The sequence below is a fragment of the Nocardioides zhouii genome (assembly GCF_004137345.1).
GTDB classification, from domain to species: Bacteria; Actinomycetota; Actinomycetes; order Propionibacteriales; family Nocardioidaceae; genus Nocardioides; species Nocardioides zhouii.
The window spans coordinates 1-17,859 of record NZ_SDWV01000029.1; the positions used below are offsets into that span (position 1 = coordinate 1).

Sequence of the window (17,859 nt, forward strand, 5' to 3'; positions counted from 1 at the left end):
CGGTGGCCGAGAGGTCGTCCTCGACCCTCCCCCTCACCCGCTCCAGCGCTTCGACCATGTGTTTGATTATAGGCGATGCCACCGACAGTCGTCATCGATCCACAGCTGATCTTTCGTCCAGCCTCGGGTGCGATTCAGACCCAGAAGTCCTCGTGCGCAGCGGCCGCCTCGCCCTCGAGGAGCGGACCCGTCACCTGGGTCACCCGGCTGCCGGCGGCGAAGACCTCGCGGCAGGGGAGCATCAGGGTCGGGTTGTCGGGGTGGTTGCCGGTGAGGCCCAGCAGGCCCGCCTCCGAGAGGCCGTAGACCACCCGGCCGATGCCGGCCCAGTAGATGGCGCCCGAGCACATCGCGCACGGTTCGCACGAGGTGTAGAGGGTGTGGCCCGGCAGGTCGGCGTACGCGATCGACGCGCACGCGAGGCGTACGAGGTTGAGCTCGGCGTGGTGGGTGACGTCGTGGGCGGTGGTGACGGTGTTCTCGGCCTCCAGCACGACCCAGCCCGACCCGTCGACGAGCACGGCGCCGAACGGGTGGTTGCCGTGCTCGCGCGCGTCGAGCGAGACGGTGATCGCGCGGCGGAGGTGCTCGAGGTCGGGCGTCATGGTCAGAACCTAGAACCTGGGGATCGACGGGGCACTGGGGTGGGACGCGTCGAGCGCCGGGTCGCCGGCCGGGAGGGTGCCGTCGAACCACTCGTCCAGCTTCCAGTCCGGCACGGGCGGGCTCTCGCCGGCGACGGGGACGAAGACCGATCTCTGGGTCGGGCCGTGGGTGTGGACGTAGCGGCGGCAGTTGGGGAACACGGCGCGCGCACGCACCCGTACGACGAGCTTGGCGCCGGGGAACTCGTGGACGAGCGGGTCCTCGGGGTCGACGGACGCCTCGCCGTTGACCCGCAGCCGCGAGCCGTCCGAGAAGTCGATGAAGAGCATCCCGACCTGCGCGTTCTCGGTGATGTTGCCGACGCTGAGGAACATCCCGTTGCCGTCGTACACCGGGAACGCGAGCGTGGTCGGGTCCACCACGCGGACGAAGCCGGGATCGCCGCCCTTGTGCGAGCACTGCGGCTGGCCCGAGGCGTCCGTGGTGGCGAGGAAGAACATGTCGCGCGCCTCGATGAAGTCCCGGAACCCCGACACATCATCACCGGCGACGCTGGCCAGCCGGTCGGCGAGCCGTCGCGTGTCGAAGGCGTCCTGCAGTGCGCGGTGCGAGTCCCGGTAGTCCATCTCGTGCCTCTCCTCCTCGAGGATCCCACCGCGCGGGTGTCCGAGAAAGGCTGGTCTAGGTTGGCGCGCATGCCCCGCGCCCTCCACCACCTCGACCTGTGGGTCGACGACGTCGCGACCGCCGAGGGGGAGTGGGGGTGGCTGCTCGCCTGGTGCGGGTGGCAGCGCGAGGACGGGATGCTGTCGTGGGTGCACGCCGACGGCACCTACCTCTTCATGGAGCACTCGTCGGACCAGCACGGCGAGCACGACCGGTTGCGGCCCGGCATCAACCACCTCGCGATGACCGTCGAGACCCGCGACGAGCTGGACCGGATGCGGGCCGAGTCGACCGAGCGCGGCTGGCACGAGATGTACGCCGACCGGTATCCGCACGCCGGGGGCGAGGAGCACGTCGCGCTCTACGTCGAGAACTCCGAGGGCTTCGAGGTCGAGGTCGTGGTCGGCGACTGACCCGCCGGCGGTGTCACCGGTCCGGCGTATCGTGCGAGTCATGGCCTCGGGAACCCCTGACAACCCGCACACCTACCCGCAGGGCGTCACCTGCTGGATCGACCTGCAGGTGCCGGATGCGGCTGCTGCGGCCGCCTTCTACGGCGCGCTGATGGGGTGGGAGACCCACGACGCGCTCCCTCCCGACGTGCCGGCGACGTACCTGATCGCGACGCTGGACGGGCAGGACGTGGCCGCGATCGAGCCGCGGGCGGACGGGTCGGCGTCCTGGATGACGTACGTCGCCGTGGACGACGTCGACGCGACGGTCCCGCGAGCGGTCGATGCGGGCGGTGAGCTGGTCGACGGACCCCACGATGCCGGTCCGGGTGGCCGGTGGGCCGAGCTGCGTGACCCGCGCGGGGCAGTGTTCCGGCTCTGGCAGGCACGCGCCCGGCTCGGCTCGCAGGTCAACAATGTGCCCGGCTCCTGGAACTTCAGCGATCTCCACACCTCCGACGTCGGGCACGACCTCGACTTCTACCGCACGGTGTTCGGGTGGGAGGTCGAGGACATGGGTCCCGACGCCGGCGCGATGATCAAGGTGCCGGGCTACGGCGACCACCTCGAGTCCACAGTCGACCCGGACATCCGCACCCGTCAGGCAGGCGCCCCGGAGGGTTTCGCCGACGCGATCGGCGGCGCCACCGGGCTCGAGGGCGACGAACAGCCGCACTGGCACCTGACCTTCAGCGTGGCCGACCGGGACGCGGCGGCGCAGCTCGCCGAGAGCCTGGGCGCGACCGTGGTGGCCACGCACGACGGAACGTGGGCGGCGACCGTGCGGATCCGCGATCCGTGGGGCGCCGAGCTCACGTTGAGCCAGTTCACCATGCCCGACTGAACCCACCCAGGGGTGGTCGCACGGGCGAATGAGCGGGTCTAGGTTGGCCGGTGGCCCAACTGCACCTCGGAGGCACTCGTGAGCTCAGACACCCTGATCGACGCCAACTGGCTGGACTACCTGCTGGTCGCGATCTACTTCGGATTCGTCCTCGGCATCGGCGTGATGGCGCGTCGCTCGGTGTCCGACTCGATCGACTTCTTCCTGTCCGGCCGCTCGCTTCCGGCGTGGGTGACGGGCCTGGCGTTCATCTCCGCCAACCTCGGCGCCGTCGAGATCATGGGCATGTCGGCGAATGGCGCGGAGATCGGCCTGTCGACGTTCCACTACTTCTGGGTCGGTGCGGTGCCGGCGATGCTGTTCCTCGGCGTCGTGATGATGCCGTTCTACTACGGATCGAAGGTCCGCTCGGTCCCCGAGTTCATGTTCAAGCGGTTCGGCACCGGCGCCCACCTGGTCAACGCGATCAGCTTTGCCGTCGCCCAGCTGCTCATCGCGGGCGTCAACCTCGCCCTGCTCGCCGGCATCGTGCACGCCCTGCTCGGCTGGCCGATCTGGGTCGCGCTGATCGTGGCCGGCGCGGTCGTGCTGTCGTACATCACGCTCGGTGGCCTGAGTGCTGCGATCTACAACGAGGTGCTGCAGTTCTTCGTCATCGTGGCCTCGCTGCTGCCGCTGACGCTGATCGGCCTGCACCGCGTCGGCGGTTGGAACGGCCTCACCGACAAGATCTCCGCCGCCTCGGAGAGTGCGTCCTCCGCGTCCGAGGCGCCCGCGGCAGCGCAGCAGCTCAACGCCTGGCCGGGCCAGGCGCTGTCCGGCTTCGACTCCCCGATCCTGTCGGTCGTCGGGATCGTCTTCGGGCTCGGCTTCGTGCTGTCCTTCGGCTACTGGACGACCAACTTCGTCGAGGTCCAGCGGGCGATGGCGTCCGACTCGATCTCGGCCGCGCGCAAGACCCCGATCATCGGCGCCTTCCCCAAGATGTTCATCCCGTTCATCGTCATCATCCCCGGCATGGTCTCGGCCGTGCTGGTGACGGAGATGATCGACCTCAAGAACGGCGGCACGCCGTCCGGTGGCGCCTCGGGGGACGGGGTCGCCTACAACGACGCCCTCCTGCTCCTCATGCGCGACGTGCTGCCCAACGGACTGCTCGGGCTGGCGATCGCCGGTCTGCTCGCGGCGTTCATGGCCGGCATGGCGGCCAACATCTCGGCGTTCAACACGGTCTTCTCCTACGACCTGTGGCAGCGCTACATCCGCAAGGACCACAGCGACGACTACTACCTCCGCATCGGCCGCCTCGCCACCGTCGGGGCCACCGTCATCGCGATCTTCACCGCCCAGATCGCGATGGGCTACGACAACGTCATGAACTACCTGCAGACGCTCTTCGGGTTCTTCAACGCACCGTTGTTCGCCACCTTCATCCTCGGCATGTTCTGGAAGAGGATGACCCCCACCGCAGGCTGGGTGGGCCTGGTCGCCGGCACGCTGTCGGCACTCGCCGTGGACCGATCCGCGGCGGCCGGGCTCTTCGAGCTGTCGGGTCAGGGCACGGCGTTCCTCGCGGCGTCGGTCGCGTTCGTGGTGGACATCGTGCTCAGCATCGTGGTCTCGCTCGTGACCAAGCCCAAGCCGGCCTCCGAGCTGCGCGGACTGGTCTACTCGGAGACGCCTCGCGAGGACCGCACCGACCCGAACGAGGCAGCCATGCCGTGGTACCAGCGCACGCTCCCGCTCGCCGGCATCGCGCTCGCGATGGTCATCGTCCTCAACTTCGTCTTCTGAGAGAGGGGTCACCATGCCTGACACGACCGACACGACCACGGCGGGCGACACCGCCGGCCAGCCCCACAAGGCGGGGCTCTTCGACATCCGCAACATCATCGGCGCCCTGATGGGCATCTACGGCGTGATCCTCACCCTCGCCGGACTGCTCGGCGAGCACGAGCCCGAGAAGACCGGCGGCATCAACGCCAACCTCTGGACCGGCCTCGCCCTGCTCGTCGTCGGCGCGTTCTTCATCACCTGGGCGCGGCTCAAGCCGATCGTGGTCCCGGACCACGTCGACCCGCCCGACGACGACCCGACGCGCCCCGCACCCCAGCGCAAGCGCCCGCCCGTCCACTGACTCAGGTCTAGGGTCTCCCGCATGGAGAGCCTGGTCACAGAGCTCGGGGCCGAGCTCGACGCGCGCCTCGCGGACGTCGACGCCGCGCTGGCCGCGCACTACCCGGGTGCCCGCCCGGGTCGCCAGCCGGTCCACACGGTGTACGTCCCCGCGGACCGGTTCTACGCCGGCCTGGTCGCCGCGCACGGGGCGGCCGCGCTAGCGACGGTCGACGAGCACGAGGCCCTGCTGCTCGAGATCATCGACGGCGACCGCGACCTGCTGGCCCGGGTGCGAGACAAGCTCGGTCGCGAGCCGGTCGAGGACGTACGCATCGACCTCGAGGACGGCTACGGCACGCGGTCCGACGACGTGGAGGACGCCGACGCGCTCCGTGCCGCCGACGAGCTGAGGTCGGCGGTCGATGCGGGAGCATCGGCGCCCGGATGCGGCATCCGGTTCAAGGGCTTCGAGGCACCGACCCGCAGCCGCGGGCTGCGGACGCTCGCGCTGTTCCTGGGTCGGCTCACCGAGGGCGGTCCGCTGCCGGACGGCTTCGTCGTCACCCTGCCGAAGGTCACGGCGGTCGAGCAGGTCGAGGCGCTGGTGCACGCGGCGCAGCGGCTCGAGTCCCACCTCGGCATCGCGTCCGGGGCGTTGCGGTTCGAGCTGCAGATCGAGACGCCGCAGTCGATCCTCGGTCCCGATGGCACCGCGCTGGTGGCGCGGATGATCCATGCCTCGGCGGGCCGCTGCACCGGCCTGCACTACGGCACGTACGACTACTCCGCCTTCTGCGGCATCGCCGCCGCCCAGCAGAGCCTCGAGCACCCGGTCGCCGACCACGCCAAGGCGATCATGCAGGCCGCGGCGGCCGGCACCGGCGTACGCCTCTCGGACGGGTCCACCAACGTGCTGCCCGTCGGCGACGCCGACCAGGTCGCGACCGCGTGGCGCAACCACCTCCGGCTGGTCCGGCGCTCGCTCGAGCGCGGCTACTACCAGGGCTGGGACCTCCACCCCGCGCAGCTCCCGACGCGGTACGCCGCCACGTTCGCGTTCTACCGCGACGGCTTCCCGGCCGCGGCGGCCAGGTTGCGGACGTACGTCGCCCGACAGGACTCGGCGATCATGGACGAGCCGGCGACGGCGCGCGCGCTGGCTGACTTCCTGCTGCGCGGCCTCGACTGCGGTGCCCTCTCGGCCGACGAGGCGCGCGAGGCGACCGGGCTCGGCGCCGACGACCTGGCCGGGCTCGCGCACCGCACCACCGAGACGGAAGGCTGAGCCGATGGGCATCGTGCTGGGACCGAACAGGTACGGCAAGGCGGAGAACCGGGTCGTCCGGATCGTCCGTGACACCCCGCGCCACGAGATCCGCGACCTCAACGTCTCCACGTCGCTGCGCGGCGACTTCGCTGCTGCGCACACCCACGGCGACCAGGCGCAGGTGCTGCCGACGGACACGCAGAAGAACACGGCGTTCGCCTTCGCGAAGCAGCACGGAGTGACCTCGCCGGAGGACTACGCCCTCGCGCTCGGCAGCCGGCTGCTCGAGGCCACGCCGGTCGCGACCGGGGCGACGATCGCCGTCGACGAGTACGCCTGGGACCGGATCGAGGTCGACGGCGCGGGCCACGACCACGCGTTCGTACGCCGCGGCGGCGAGGCGCGGACGACCCGGGTGGACCTCGGCGAGGACGGGACCGTCGTCGTCTCGGGTCTGAAGGACCTCGTCGTGCTGAAGTCCACCGGGTCGGAGTTCAAGGGCTTCCTCCGCGACGAGTACACGACCCTGCCCGACGCCGACGACCGGATCCTGGCGACCGCGCTGCGCGCCGAGTGGACGTACCGGCCCGGGCAGCAGCCCGACTGGAACGCGACGTACGACGCCGTCCGGGCGCTGCTGCTGGCGACCTTCGCGACGACGTACAGCCGGGCACTGCAGGAATCCCTCTACGCGATGGGCACCGCCGTCCTCGAGGCGCACGACGAGATCGCCGAGATCTCCTTCGCCGCGCCCAACAAGCACCACTTCCTGGTCGACCTCGCGCCGTTCGGGCTCGACAACCCGGGCGAGGTCTTCATCGCCGCAGATCGGCCGTACGGACTGATCGAGGCCACCGTGACCCGGGAACCGGAGGACGGTCGATGAGCCTCGCCGCATTCAACGAGCAGCCGGCCGACGACGCGCGCACCTCTGCACTGGTCTGGCTCGACGTCCCACGCTGGGCCGACGACGTCCTTGCCGGCCGTCCCTACGACGACGTCGGCGAGGTGGAAGCGGCGATGATTGCCGCTGCGTCGACCATCTCCGACGCCGAGCTCGAGCAGGCGCTGGCCCGGCACCCACGCATCGGCGAGCGAGCCGACGTCGCGAAGCACGACGCCGAACAGTCCACCCGCGAGCAGTCCGGAGTGGACCGGGCTGACGACGACGTCGTACGCCGGCTCGCCGAGGGAAACCGGGCCTACGAGGAGCGCTTCGGACGGGTCTTCATCGTCCGCGCGGCCGGTCGCAGCGGGCCGGACATCCTGGAGCACCTGCGGCACCGGCTCCACAACAGCGACGAGATCGAACGCGCCGAGACCATCGACCAGCTGACCCAGATCGCGGTCCTGCGGATGAAGGAGGCGTTGTCCTGATGGCCACGCTCAGCACCCACGTCCTCGACGTGTCCACCGGCCGCCCGGCGGCCGGCCTGCGCGTCACGCTGGAGTCCTCGGACGGCAACCTCCTGGCCGAGGCGCTCACCGACGCCGACGGTCGCGTCGGCGCGCTCGCCGGCGACCTGACCGCCGAGGATCACGTCCTACGCTTCGACACCGGCACCTGGTTCGCCGGTCACGGCACGACCGCGTTCTACCCCGAGGTCGCGGTCACCTTCACCGTCGGGGAGGACGAGCACTACCACGTCCCGCTGCTGCTGAGCCCCTACGGCTACTCGACCTACCGTGGCAGCTGAGCACCTCGTTCGCGCCCATCGCGCGGTCATCGGCGAGCGGGAGATCCCCGCTGCGGTGCGGATCCGCGACGGGCGGATCGTCGCCGTCGAGGCGTACGACGCGTCAGCCGGAGAAGCGGATGTGGTCGAGCTCGCCATCGACGAGGTGCTGCTCCCCGGCCTGGTCGACACCCACGTCCACGTCAACGAGCCCGGCCGCACCGAGTGGGAGGGCTTCGCCAGCGCGACCCGCGCGGCCGCTGCCGGTGGCGTGACGACAATCGTCGACATGCCGCTCAACAGCATCCCGCCGACCACGACCGTCGCGGCGCTGGAGGTGAAGCGGCAGGTGGCGCGCGACCAGGTGTGGGTCGACGTCGGGTTCTGGGGCGGCGCCGTACCGGCCAACCGTGCCGACCTCGCCGGGCTCCACGAGGCAGGCGTGTTCGGGTTCAAGTGCTTCCTCCTCGACTCCGGCGTCGAGGAGTTCCCGCACCTGGAGCCGGCCGACTTCGCCGCGGCGATGGCCGAGACCGCCCGGCTCGGGGCGCTGATGATCGTGCACGCCGAGGACGGCGACGTGATTGCCGCGTGCGCCCACGGACCGGCGTACGACGGGTTCCTGGCGAGCCGCCCCGAGGTCGCCGAGGAGCGGGCGATCGCCCTCGTGATCGACACCGCCCGCGACTCCGGCGGCCGTGCGCACGTCGTACACCTCAGTGCGGCGGGGGCGATCCCGGCGCTGCGCGCGGCCCGGGCGGCGGGTGTCGACGTCTCGGTGGAGACCTGTCCGCACTACCTGCACTTCGAGTCCGGGTCGATCTCCGACGGCGCCACCGAGCTCAAGTGCTGCCCGCCCATCCGCGACTCCGCCAACCGCGACGCCCTCTGGGCCGGCCTGCGCGACGGGGACATCGACCTGGTCGTCAGCGACCACTCACCGTGCACGGCCGACCTCAAGCGCCAGGACACCGGCGACTTCGCCGAGGCCTGGGGTGGGATCGCGTCGCTGCAGCTCGGCCTGCCCGCCGTCTGGACCTCAGCGCGCGATCGGGGCGTGCCGCTGGCCGACGTGGTCCGCTGGATGGCGACGGCGCCGGCCCGTCGGGTGGGGCTGACCGGCAAGGGCGAGATCGCGGTCGGGGCCGACGCCGACCTCTGCGTCTTCGCGCCCGACGAGACCTGGGTCGTCGACCCGACGCGGCTCCACCACAAGAACGCCGTCTCGGCCTACGCCGGGCGTACGCTCACCGGCACCGTCCGCGGGACCTGGTTGCGCGGCGCACCGATCGACCTCGCCGACGCCCCGCGCGGGCGGCTGCTCAGATGGGGAGAGTGAGTGATGTCCTACTACGTGGCCAAGGGCGGGCTGCCGGCGCAGACCGAGCTCACGACCGACCGCGCCGTCTTCACCGACGCGTACGCCGTCCTGCCTCGCGGCACCATGCGCGACATCGTGACCAGCCGGCTGCCCCACTGGGACGACACGCGGCTGTGGGTGATCGCCCGTCCGCTGTCGGGCTTCGCGGAGACCTTCTCGTGGTACATCGCCGAGGTCGCCGCTGGCGGTGGGTCGGAGCGGCCGGACGACGACCCCGACGCCGAGTCGGTGCTCTTCGTCGTCGGCGGGACGGTCGAGCTGTCGATCGCCGGCGTCGCCCACCGGGTCGGCACGGGCGGCTACGCGTTCCTCCCGCCGGGCACCTCCTGGACGCTGCGCAACGACACGACAGAGGCCGCCACCTTCCACTGGATCCGCAAGGCGTACGAGCGCGTCGATGGCGTCGAGGTGCCGGAGGCGTTCGTGGTGCAGGAGCACGATGTCGCCGTCGAGCCGATGCCGGACACCCACGGGGCGTGGGGCACCCAGCGCTTCGTCGACCCGCTCGACGTACGCCACGACATGCACGTCAACATCGTCAGCTTCGAACCCGGCGGAGCGATCCCGTTCCCCGAGACCCACGTGATGGAGCACGGCCTCTACGTCCTCGAGGGAAAGGCCGTCTACCTCCTCAACAAGGACTGGGTCGAGGTGCAGGAGGGCGACTTCATGTGGCTGCGCGCCTTCTGCCCGCAGGCCTGCTACGCCGGTGGCCCGGGCAAGTTCCGCTACCTGCTCTACAAGGACGTGAACCGACACCCGAGGTTCCGACTCTGATGACCGAGCCGCAGATCACCGTCAACGGACGGTCGCGCCCGCTCGTCGGCACGCCGGACCACACCAACGCGCTCGACTTCCTGCGCGGCCTCGGCCTGACCGGGGCCAAGGAGGGCTGTGCCGAGGGCGAGTGCGGGGCGTGCGCCGTCCTGGTGGCGCGGCCCGACGGCGACGGCAGCCGGTGGACCCCGGTCAACGCCTGCCTGGTGCCGGCACTCGCGCTCGACGGCCAGGAGGTCGTCACCGCCGAGGGGCTCGGCGACCCCGGCGACCTGCACCCGGTCCAGGCCGAACTCGCGGTCCGAGGCGGCTCGCAGTGCGGCTACTGCACGCCCGGCTTCGTCTGCTCGATGGCCGCGGAGTACTACCGTCCCGACCGCTCGGCGAACGACGAGCCGGACCCCGAGCACGGTCCCAACGGCTTCGACCTGCACGCCATCGGCGGCAACCTCTGCCGCTGCACCGGCTACCGCCCGATCCGGGACGCGGCCTGGGCGCTCGGCGCGCCCGACCCGACCGACCCGCTGGCCGAACGGCAGGCAGGCGCCGCACCGGCGGTCGCCGCGACCCGGGTGGCGGGGTTCGCCCGGCCCGCCGACCTCGCCGAGGCGCTCGCCCTCCTGGCCGAGCACCCCGACGCGACGGTGGTCGCCGGCTCCACCGACTGGGGCGTCGAGGCCAACCTGCGCGGACGCCGGGCGTCGTACGTCGTCGCCGTTGACCGGCTGCCGGAGCTGCGCGGCCTCTCGACCGACGGCGTGGTCGAGATCGGTGCCGGACTCACGCTCAGCGAGGTCGAGGCGATGCTCGGCGACACCGTCCCGCTGCTCGCCCAGGTCTGGCCACAGTTCGCCTCGCGGCTGATCCGCAACGGGGCCACCATCGGCGGCAACCTTGTCACCGCTTCGCCCATCGGCGACCTGGCTCCGGCGCTGCTCGCCCTCGACGCAACCCTGGTCCTCGCCTCGGCCGACGGCGACCGCGAGGTGACCCTGGCTGAGTTCTTCACGGGCTACCGGGAGACCCTGCTCCGTCCCGGCGAGCTGCTCCGGGCCGTCCGGGTGCCGACGCCGCTGGCCGAGCACACGACCTTCCGCAAGATCGCGAAGCGGCGCTACGACGACATCTCGAGCGTCGCCGTCGCGATCGCCCTCGACGTCGTCGACGACACCGTGGTCCGGGCCCGTATCGGTCTCGGCGGGGTCGCGGCCACGCCGATCCGGGCGCGCGCCACCGAGGCCGTGCTCGAGGGCCGACCGTGGACGGCCGAGACGGTCGAGGCCGCGTCCGACGCGCTGGCGAACGAAGGCACGCCGATCGACGACCAGCGCGCCAGCGCGGCGTACCGCTCCGCGATGCTCGGCAACGCCCTCCGTGCCTGGTGGGCCGCGTCGTGAGCGTCGGACAGGCCCTGCCCCACGAGAGCGCGGCGGAGCACGTCACCGGGCACGCGCTCTTCACCGACGACCTGGTGCACCGCACGCCTCACGTGCTGCACGCGCACCCGGTCTGCTCGCCGCACGCGCACGCCCGGGTGACACGCCTCGACCCCTCGCCTGCCCTGGCGGTCGACGGCGTCGTCCGCGTGCTCACGGTCGACGACGTGCCGGGCGTCAACGACGCCGGGGTCAAGCACGACGAGCCGCTCTTCCCCGACGAGGTGATGTTCGTCGGCCACGCCGTCTGCTGGGTGCTGGCGGAGACGCTCGAGGCCGCCCGGCTCGGTGCGCTCGCCGTCGAGGTCGACTACGAGCCCCTGCCCGCGATCGTCGCGCTCACCGAGGCGATCGAGGCCGAGAGCTTCCAGGGCGGTCGGCCCGTCGTCGCACGAGGTGACGTCGAGCAGGGCCTGGCGGCCGCCGCGCACGTGTTCAGCGGCGTCACCGAGATGGCCGGCCAGGAGCACTTCTACCTCGAGACCCATGCCTCGCTCGCCCTCGTCGACGAGAGCGGCCAGGTCTTCGTGCAGAGCAGCACGCAGCACCCCACCGAGACCCAGGAGATCGTGGCGCACGTGCTGGGCCGCGAGTCCCACGCGGTGACCGTCCAGTGCCTGCGGATGGGTGGCGGGTTCGGCGGCAAGGAGATGCAGCCCCACGGCTTCGCCGCGATCGCCGCACTGGGCGCCACCCTGACCGGTCGTCCGGTGCGGCTGCGGCTCAACCGCACCCACGACATGACGATGACCGGCAAGCGGCACGGGTTCCACGCCCAGTGGCGCGTCGGCTTCGACGACGACGGCCGGCTCGTCGCCCTCGAGGCGACGCTGACCTCCGACGGCGGCTGGAGCCTCGACCTCAGCGAGCCGGTGCTGGCCCGCGCGCTGTGCCACGTCGACAACGCGTACTGGATCCCGCACGTCCTGCTCCACGGTCGCGTGGCTCGTACGCACAAGACCTCGCAGACTGCCTTCCGCGGGTTCGGCGGCCCGCAGGGGATGCTGGTGATCGAGGACGTCCTCGGCCGCTGCGCGCCGCTCCTCGGGATCGACCCGGTGGACCTGCGCCGGCGCAACTTCTACGTCGACGGCCAGGCCACGCCGTACGGGCAGGTCGTCCGCCATCCCGAGCGCGTCGCCGTGGCATGGGACCAGGTCGTGTCGACCGGCGAGGTCGTACGCCGGCGCGAGGAGATCGCCGCGTTCAACGCCGCCCACGAGCACACGAAGCGCGCGCTCGCGGTGACCCCGCTGAAGTTCGGCATCTCCTTCAACTTCACCGCGTTCAACCAGGCCGGGGCGCTCGTGCACGTCTACAAGGACGGCTCGGTGCTGATCAACCACGGCGGCACCGAGATGGGCCAGGGCCTGCACACCAAGATGCTGCAGGTGGCCGCGACCAGCCTCGGCATCCCGCTGGAGCGCGTCCGCCTCGCACCGACCCGGACCGACAAGGTGCCCAACACGTCCGCGACGGCCGCCAGCTCGAGCGCTGACCTCAACGGCGGTGCCGTCAAGGACGCCTGCGACCAGATCACCGCCCGGCTGCGCGAGTTCGACGAGGGGCGCGACCTGCCGTGGGACGACCTGGTGCGCGAGGCCTACTTCGGCCGGGTGCAGCTGTGGGCGGCCGGCTTCTACCGGACCGAGGGCATCCACTGGGACTCCACGAGGATGACGGGCCACCCGTTCAAGTACTTCGCCTACGGTGTCGCCGCCGCCGAGGTGGAGGTCGACGGGTTCACCGGCGCCCACCGCACCCGCCGCGTCGACATCGTCCATGACGTCGGCGACAGCCTGTCGCCACTGGTCGACATCGGCCAGATCGAGGGCGGCTTCGCCCAGGGGGTCGGCTGGCTCACGCTCGAGGACCTGCGGTGGGACGAGTCGGACGGCCCCGGCCGAGGCCGGCTGACCACCCAGTCGGCGAGCACCTACAAGCTGCCGAGCATCGGCGAGCTTCCCGACGAGCTCCACGTCGCGCTGCTCGAGCACGCCCACGAGGACGGCGTGGTCTACGGCTCCAAGGCGGTCGGCGAACCACCGCTGATGCTGGCCTTCGCGGTGCGCGAGGCGCTCCGCGAGGCGGCCGCCTCCTTCGGTCCGGAGGGCACCAGCGTGGAGCTCGCGTCCCCGGCGACGCCCGAGGCCGTGTTCTGGGCCGTGCAACGGGCGCGAGGCGTGACATGCACTGGCTGACGGCCGTGGAACGGCTGCGCGAGGAGCGCGAGGCCGGCGTGCTCGTGACCGTGATCGACGTACGCGGTCACGCGCCGCGCGATGCCGGCGCCAAGCTGGTCGTGGCTGCCGGGTCGGCGTGGGGGAGCGTCGGCGGCGGCAACCTCGAGGAGACGGCCGTGGCCAGGGCGCGCGCGATGTTGGAGACCGGCATCGTCGACCCCGAGCAGCTGACCATCGGCCTCAGCGACAAGGCCCGCACCGAGCACGGTCGGCAGTGCTGCGGCGGCGAGGTCACCCTCCTGCTCGAACCCCTGCCGGTCCGGCCGGCCGTCGCGGTGTTCGGTGTCGGCCACGTCGGGCTCGAGCTGGCGCGGGTGCTCGTACGCCACGACCTCGACCTGCACCTGGTGGACTCGCGAGCCGCCCAGCTGACCGACGAGCGACTGGCCGTCCTGGCCGACGGCGACGCGCGGGTCCGCGTGCACCGGTCGCCGGTCCCCGAGCTCGCCCTCGGGTCGGTGCCGCGCGGCACCCACGTGCTCGTGATGACCCACGACCACGCCGAGGACTTCGCCCTGTGCGACGCCGCGCTGCGGTGCACCCACCTCGGCACGATCGGGCTCATCGGGTCGGCCGCGAAGTGGACCCGGTTCAGGGCGGGCCTCCGGGTCGAGGGGCACGACGAGGCGACCGTCGACCGGATCCGTTGCCCGATCGGCCTGCCCGGCCTCCCGGGCAAGGAGCCGCAGGCCGTCGCCGTCTCGGTGGCCGCCGAGCTGCTGCAGCTGTTCGTCTCCGACCGCGCCCGCGCGGGCGCCTGAGGCCGGCATGATCGCCGCAGAGGTCGTCTACCGCGCCCGCGCCTATGACACCCCGGACGACCCGTTCACCACCGGAGCCGGGTTCCGCTACGGCGACGACCTGGGCCTCGTCGTCTCCGACGACGGCGTGATCGTCGACCGCGGACCGTACGCCGACGTGGCGGCCATCCGCCCGGGTGCGCCGGTCCTCGACCTCCGCGACGGGATCCTGCTGCCGGGGCTGGTCGACACGCACGTCCACTTCCCGCAGGTGCGAGTGATCGGCGCGCTGGGCATGCCGCTGCTCGAGTGGCTCGACCGGTGCGCGCTCCCGGAGGAGCAGCACCTGGCCTCGCCCGACTACGCCGCCACCATCGCGTACGAGTTCGTCGCGAGCCTGATCGCCGCGGGGACCACCACGTCGCTGGTGTTCGGGTCGCACTTCGCCCCGGCGGTCGACCTGCTCTTCGCCGAGGCGGAGCGCTACGGGCTGCGGGTCACGAGCGGGCTCGTCGTCAGCGACCGGATGCTGCCCGAGCCACTGCTCACCACGCCGGAGCGGGCGTACGCCGAGGCGCTCGACCTCGCGCAGCACTGGCACGGTCGCGGGCGGCTGCGCTATGCCGTCACGCCGCGCTTCTCGCTCTCTGCGTCCGACCCGGTGCTCGCCGCCTGCGCCTCGGTGCTGGCCGAGGTCGACGGCGCGTGCTTCACCTCGCACGTCAACGAGAACCAGGCCGAGGTGGCCACGGTCGCCGGCCAGTTCCCCGACCGGGCGCACTACGTCGACACGTACGACCACCACGGCCTGCTCGGTCCGGTCTCGGTGCTGGCCCACGACGTGCACCCCACCGACGCCGAGCTGGCGGTGCTGGCGGCGCGAGCGACTGCAGTGGCCTACTGCCCGACCAGCAACTCCGCGCTGGGGTCGGGCCTCTTCCCGCTGCGTCGGCACCTCGAGGCAGGTGTCCGGGTCGCGCTCGGCAGCGACGTCGGCGCCGGCACCGGCTTCTCGATCTTCAAGGAAGGCCTGCAGGCCTACTTCCTCCAGCACCTCCTCGGCGCCGAGGGCATGCCGCTCACCGCGGCCCACCTGCTCCACCTCAGCACCTCCGCCGGCGCGGCCGCCCTCGGCCTGGCGGACACGGTCGGGGACCTGTCGGTGGGCAAGCAGTTCGACGCCGTCCTGGTCCGGCCACCGGCCGGCACGGCGCTCGACATCGGCCTGCGGCACGCGGACTCACCGGAGGGTGCGCTCGGCAAGGTGTTTGCGCTCGCCGGCGACGCCGACGTCGCCGAGGTGTGGGTCGGTGGCGACCAGATCGCGTCGGGCGGGTTCGTGCGGCCGGTCAGTCGCCGCGCGCCAGCAGGACGTCGTACGCCCGCAGGGTGAGGAAGTCGGGGTAGTCCTCGTCGAGGGCACACTCCACGAAGAGCCGGCGGGCGTCGTCGTCGACGGACCCGCCCAGTGCAGCATGCTCCTCGGTGACGAGGCGTTCGACGAGCTCGTGCGTCACGGTCTCGCCGGTGTCGAGACAGACCTCGTTGTGGACCCACTGCCAGACCTGCGAGCGCGAGATCTCGGCGGTGGCAGCGTCCTCCATCAGGTTGTCGATGCCGGCGGCGCCGTTGCCTGAGAGCCACGCGTGGAGGTACTGCATACCGATCCGGATGTTGCCGCGCAGGCCCTGCTCGGTGCGCTCGCCCGGCGTGCGGTCCACCGCCAGCAGGTCGGCGGCCGCGACCGACACGTCCTCGCGTAGCACGTCGAGCTGGTTGTCGCGCCCGGCCAGGACGCCGTCGAAGACCTCCGCGCAGACCGGCACGAGGTCGGGGTGCGCCACCCACGAGCCGTCGAAGCCGGCCTCGGCCTCGCGGGTCTTGTCCTCGCGCACCTTGGCGAACGCGCGCTCGTTGACCTCGGGGTCGCGCCGGCTCGGGATGAACGCCGCCATGCCGCCGATCGCGAACGCGCCGCGGCGGTGGCAGGTGCGGACCAGCAGGTCGGCGTACGCCTTCATCATCGGCGCCGCCATCGTCACCGCGTTGCGGTCGGGGAGGGTGAAGTCCGGCCCCGCGTCGCGGAAGTTCTTGATGATGCTGAACAGGTAGTCCCAGCGTCCGGCGTTGAGCCCGGCGGCGTGGTCGCGCAGCTCGTAGAGGATCTCGTCCATCTCGAAGGCCGCGGTGATCGTCTCGATCAGCACCGTCGCCCGCACCGAGCCGTGCGGCACCGCGAGGGCCGCCTCGGCGTGGGTGAAGACGTCTTCCCAGAGCCGCGCCTCGAGGTGGGACTCCATCTTGGGCAGGTAGTAGTACGGCCCGCTGCCGCCGGCCAACAGCTCGCGGGCGTTGTGGAAGAAGTGCAGGCCGAAGTCGACGAGGGCCGCGACCACCGGCCGGCCGTCCGCCGTCACGTGCGCCTCGTCGAAGTGCCAGCCTCGTGGCCGCGGCAGCACCACCGGCGTCCGCGACGGGTCGGCGACGGTGTACGCCTTGCCCTCGGGCGAGGTGAAGGACAGCTGGCCACGGGTGGCGTCGCGCAGGGTCAGCTGACCACCCACGACGTTGCGCCAGTGGGGTGTGTTGGCGTCCTCGAGGTCGGCGAGCCACACGCGGGCACCGGAGTTGAGCGCGTTGATGGCCATCTTGGGATCGGTCGGCCCAGTGATCTCGACGCGCCGGTCGCGCAGGTCCGCCGGCACCGGCGCGACCGTCCAGTCGCCGGCGCGTACGTCGGCCGTGGCGGGGAGGAAGTCGAGGGTGCCGGTGCGCACGATCTCCGCACGCCGCTCGCGCCGGGCGGCGAGCAGGTCGTCGCGGCGGTCGTGGAAACGGGCGTCGAGGTCTGCCACGAAGGCGAGAGCCTCAGGGGTGAGGACCTCCGCCGACCGCGGCACGGAGGGGGCGGTGACGACGAGGTCGGGCATCCGGCCACGATAACCTCCCGGTGATGCTGCGCGCCCGACTCCTGACCTGTGCCCTCCTGACCCTCGCCCCCCTGCTGGCCGGGTGCGACGGCGACGAGCCGACCATCGCGCTCCTGGTCGCCGACGCGTCCGACTCCTCGTCCCGCTCGGTCGACGTCGAGCGGTTCACCGACCGGGTCGAGGCGACCTGCGACGAGTGCGTGGTCACCGTGTACGACGCCGAGGGCGCGGCCGAGACGCAGCGGAGCCAGGCCCGGCAGGCCGAGGCCAGGAACTCCGACGTCGTCGTCGTGGTGCCCGTCGACCCCGACGACCTGGCGTCCCTGACCGGCTACGAGCTCCCGGTCGTCTCCCTCGGCGAGCTGGTGCCGGGGTCGGACCGTTACGTCGGCCTCGAGGGCGGCGGGCTCGCCAGCCAGGCAGGCACCGACCTCGAGGCCGCCCGCGAGGTCCTCCTCGGCGACGAGGAGTCGATGACCTACGTCCCGACCCGCGCGATGAGTGAGCAGGCCGCCGACGTCGCAGTGGCGCTGCTCGCCGGAACCCCGGTGACTGACGCCCAGGACGTGGACGGCGTCGACTCGTGGCTCTACGAGCAGCAGGACGTCACGATCGACGGCCTCACTTCGGTGCTGGTGGGCCAGGGCGTCGTGACCCTCGACGAGCTGTGCAGCGGGAGTGCCGAGAAGCGCTGCGCGAGGCTCGGCCTGCGATGATGCTCCC

Annotated in this window: 18 protein-coding genes; 15 read left to right on the forward strand and 3 right to left on the reverse strand. The window is 71.9% G+C overall.

The window, feature by feature from the left end; genetic code table 11:
- Window positions 1-134 precede the first annotated feature (134 nt).
- The gene (locus tag EUA94_RS20120; protein ID WP_129428638.1) at window positions 135-605 is read right to left on the reverse strand and encodes a nucleoside deaminase; all 471 of its coding nucleotides are present in this window, start codon (window positions 603-605) and stop codon (window positions 135-137) included.
- Between the two features lie 9 nt (window positions 606-614).
- Window positions 615-1,232, reverse strand: a complete 618-nt coding sequence (locus EUA94_RS20125) for a pyridoxamine 5'-phosphate oxidase family protein (RefSeq protein WP_129428639.1) — start codon at window positions 1,230-1,232, stop codon at window positions 615-617.
- A 69-nt stretch (window positions 1,233-1,301) separates the two neighbouring features.
- On the opposite strand from EUA94_RS20125, the gene EUA94_RS20130 reads away from it, so the two are divergent.
- The 14 genes from EUA94_RS20130 to EUA94_RS20195 all read left to right on the forward strand — a co-directional run bounded on the left by EUA94_RS20130 (window position 1,302) and on the right by EUA94_RS20195 (window position 15,599).
- Window positions 1,302-1,685: a VOC family protein gene (locus EUA94_RS20130; protein WP_129428640.1), complete on the forward strand. Its 384-nt coding sequence runs from the start codon at window positions 1,302-1,304 to the stop codon at window positions 1,683-1,685.
- 40 nt (window positions 1,686-1,725) lie between these two features.
- Window positions 1,726-2,568, forward strand: coding sequence for a VOC family protein (locus EUA94_RS20135; RefSeq protein ID WP_129428641.1), 843 nt, complete (start codon window positions 1,726-1,728; stop codon window positions 2,566-2,568).
- Window positions 2,569-2,646: 78 nt separating this feature from the next.
- Window positions 2,647-4,362, forward strand: coding sequence for a sodium:solute symporter family protein (locus EUA94_RS20140; RefSeq protein ID WP_129428642.1), 1,716 nt, complete (start codon window positions 2,647-2,649; stop codon window positions 4,360-4,362).
- Window positions 4,363-4,375: 13 nt separating this feature from the next.
- Window positions 4,376-4,705 carry a hypothetical protein gene (locus EUA94_RS20145; RefSeq protein WP_129428643.1) on the forward strand — a complete coding sequence of 110 codons (330 nt, stop codon included), beginning with the start codon at window positions 4,376-4,378 and terminating at the stop codon, window positions 4,703-4,705.
- A 21-nt stretch (window positions 4,706-4,726) separates the two neighbouring features.
- Window positions 4,727-5,971 (forward strand): DUF6986 family protein, encoded by a 1,245-nt coding sequence (locus EUA94_RS20150; protein WP_129428644.1) that lies wholly within the window; start codon window positions 4,727-4,729, stop codon window positions 5,969-5,971.
- Between the two features lie 4 nt (window positions 5,972-5,975).
- Window positions 5,976-6,839 (forward strand): factor-independent urate hydroxylase, encoded by an 864-nt coding sequence (pucL, locus tag EUA94_RS20155; RefSeq protein WP_129428645.1) that lies wholly within the window; start codon window positions 5,976-5,978, stop codon window positions 6,837-6,839.
- Window positions 6,836-7,330, forward strand: a complete 495-nt coding sequence (gene uraD, locus EUA94_RS20160) for a 2-oxo-4-hydroxy-4-carboxy-5-ureidoimidazoline decarboxylase (protein ID WP_129428646.1) — start codon at window positions 6,836-6,838, stop codon at window positions 7,328-7,330. Before pucL ends, uraD begins: the two co-directional genes overlap by 4 nt.
- On the forward strand, window positions 7,330-7,650 hold the full coding sequence (gene uraH, locus EUA94_RS20165; protein WP_165357070.1) for a hydroxyisourate hydrolase: 321 nt from the start codon (window positions 7,330-7,332) through the stop codon (window positions 7,648-7,650). Before uraD ends, uraH begins: the two co-directional genes overlap by 1 nt.
- Window positions 7,640-8,968, forward strand: a complete 1,329-nt coding sequence (allB, locus tag EUA94_RS20170) for an allantoinase AllB (RefSeq protein WP_129428648.1) — start codon at window positions 7,640-7,642, stop codon at window positions 8,966-8,968. The genes uraH and allB overlap by 11 nt, the downstream gene beginning before the upstream one ends.
- Before the next feature lie 3 nt (window positions 8,969-8,971).
- Complete coding sequence (locus EUA94_RS20175; RefSeq protein WP_129428649.1) at window positions 8,972-9,787, forward strand: bifunctional allantoicase/(S)-ureidoglycine aminohydrolase; 816 nt, start codon at window positions 8,972-8,974, stop codon at window positions 9,785-9,787.
- On the forward strand, window positions 9,787-11,184 hold the full coding sequence (locus EUA94_RS20180; RefSeq protein WP_129428650.1) for a xanthine dehydrogenase small subunit: 1,398 nt from the start codon (window positions 9,787-9,789) through the stop codon (window positions 11,182-11,184). The genes EUA94_RS20175 and EUA94_RS20180 overlap by 1 nt, the downstream gene beginning before the upstream one ends.
- Window positions 11,181-13,424, forward strand: a complete 2,244-nt coding sequence (locus EUA94_RS20185) for a xanthine dehydrogenase molybdopterin binding subunit (protein ID WP_242495060.1) — start codon at window positions 11,181-11,183, stop codon at window positions 13,422-13,424. The genes EUA94_RS20180 and EUA94_RS20185 overlap by 4 nt, the downstream gene beginning before the upstream one ends.
- Window positions 13,412-14,227, forward strand: coding sequence for a xanthine dehydrogenase accessory protein XdhC (xdhC, locus tag EUA94_RS20190; RefSeq protein WP_129428651.1), 816 nt, complete (start codon window positions 13,412-13,414; stop codon window positions 14,225-14,227). Before EUA94_RS20185 ends, xdhC begins: the two co-directional genes overlap by 13 nt.
- A 7-nt stretch (window positions 14,228-14,234) precedes the next feature.
- Complete coding sequence (locus EUA94_RS20195; protein ID WP_129428652.1) at window positions 14,235-15,599, forward strand: guanine deaminase; 1,365 nt, start codon at window positions 14,235-14,237, stop codon at window positions 15,597-15,599.
- Here EUA94_RS20195 and aceB read toward each other — a convergent pair.
- Complete coding sequence (gene aceB / locus EUA94_RS20200; protein ID WP_129428653.1) at window positions 15,556-17,136, reverse strand: malate synthase A; 1,581 nt, start codon at window positions 17,134-17,136, stop codon at window positions 15,556-15,558. The two genes, EUA94_RS20195 and aceB, sit on opposite strands and share 44 nt — an antisense overlap.
- 23 nt (window positions 17,137-17,159) lie before the next feature.
- Here aceB and EUA94_RS20205 point away from each other — a divergent pair, with 23 nt between their 5' ends.
- Complete coding sequence (locus EUA94_RS20205; protein WP_129428654.1) at window positions 17,160-17,852, forward strand: hypothetical protein; 693 nt, start codon at window positions 17,160-17,162, stop codon at window positions 17,850-17,852.
- Window positions 17,853-17,859: the final 7 nt, after the last annotated feature.

What these genes read in the sequence shown, in the direction of transcription:
- EUA94_RS20120 (WP_129428638.1), bottom strand. Translation starts at nt 605, where the DNA reads ATGACGCCCGACCTCGAGCACCTCCGCCGCGCGATCACCGTCTCGCTC.
- EUA94_RS20125 (WP_129428639.1), bottom strand. Translation starts at nt 1,232, where the DNA reads ATGGACTACCGGGACTCGCACCGCGCACTGCAGGACGCCTTCGACACG.
- EUA94_RS20130 (WP_129428640.1), top strand. Translation starts at nt 1,302, where the DNA reads ATGCCCCGCGCCCTCCACCACCTCGACCTGTGGGTCGACGACGTCGCG.
- EUA94_RS20135 (WP_129428641.1), top strand. Translation starts at nt 1,726, where the DNA reads ATGGCCTCGGGAACCCCTGACAACCCGCACACCTACCCGCAGGGCGTC.
- EUA94_RS20145 (WP_129428643.1), top strand. Translation starts at nt 4,376, where the DNA reads ATGCCTGACACGACCGACACGACCACGGCGGGCGACACCGCCGGCCAG.
- EUA94_RS20150 (WP_129428644.1), top strand. Translation starts at nt 4,727, where the DNA reads ATGGAGAGCCTGGTCACAGAGCTCGGGGCCGAGCTCGACGCGCGCCTC.
- pucL (WP_129428645.1), top strand. Translation starts at nt 5,976, where the DNA reads ATGGGCATCGTGCTGGGACCGAACAGGTACGGCAAGGCGGAGAACCGG.
- uraD (WP_129428646.1), top strand. Translation starts at nt 6,836, where the DNA reads ATGAGCCTCGCCGCATTCAACGAGCAGCCGGCCGACGACGCGCGCACC.
- uraH (WP_165357070.1), top strand. Translation starts at nt 7,330, where the DNA reads ATGGCCACGCTCAGCACCCACGTCCTCGACGTGTCCACCGGCCGCCCG.
- EUA94_RS20175 (WP_129428649.1), top strand. Translation starts at nt 8,972, where the DNA reads ATGTCCTACTACGTGGCCAAGGGCGGGCTGCCGGCGCAGACCGAGCTC.
- EUA94_RS20180 (WP_129428650.1), top strand. Translation starts at nt 9,787, where the DNA reads ATGACCGAGCCGCAGATCACCGTCAACGGACGGTCGCGCCCGCTCGTC.
- xdhC (WP_129428651.1), top strand. Translation starts at nt 13,412, where the DNA reads ATGCACTGGCTGACGGCCGTGGAACGGCTGCGCGAGGAGCGCGAGGCC.
- EUA94_RS20195 (WP_129428652.1), top strand. Translation starts at nt 14,235, where the DNA reads ATGATCGCCGCAGAGGTCGTCTACCGCGCCCGCGCCTATGACACCCCG.
- aceB (WP_129428653.1), bottom strand. Translation starts at nt 17,136, where the DNA reads ATGCCCGACCTCGTCGTCACCGCCCCCTCCGTGCCGCGGTCGGCGGAG.
- EUA94_RS20205 (WP_129428654.1), top strand. Translation starts at nt 17,160, where the DNA reads ATGCTGCGCGCCCGACTCCTGACCTGTGCCCTCCTGACCCTCGCCCCC.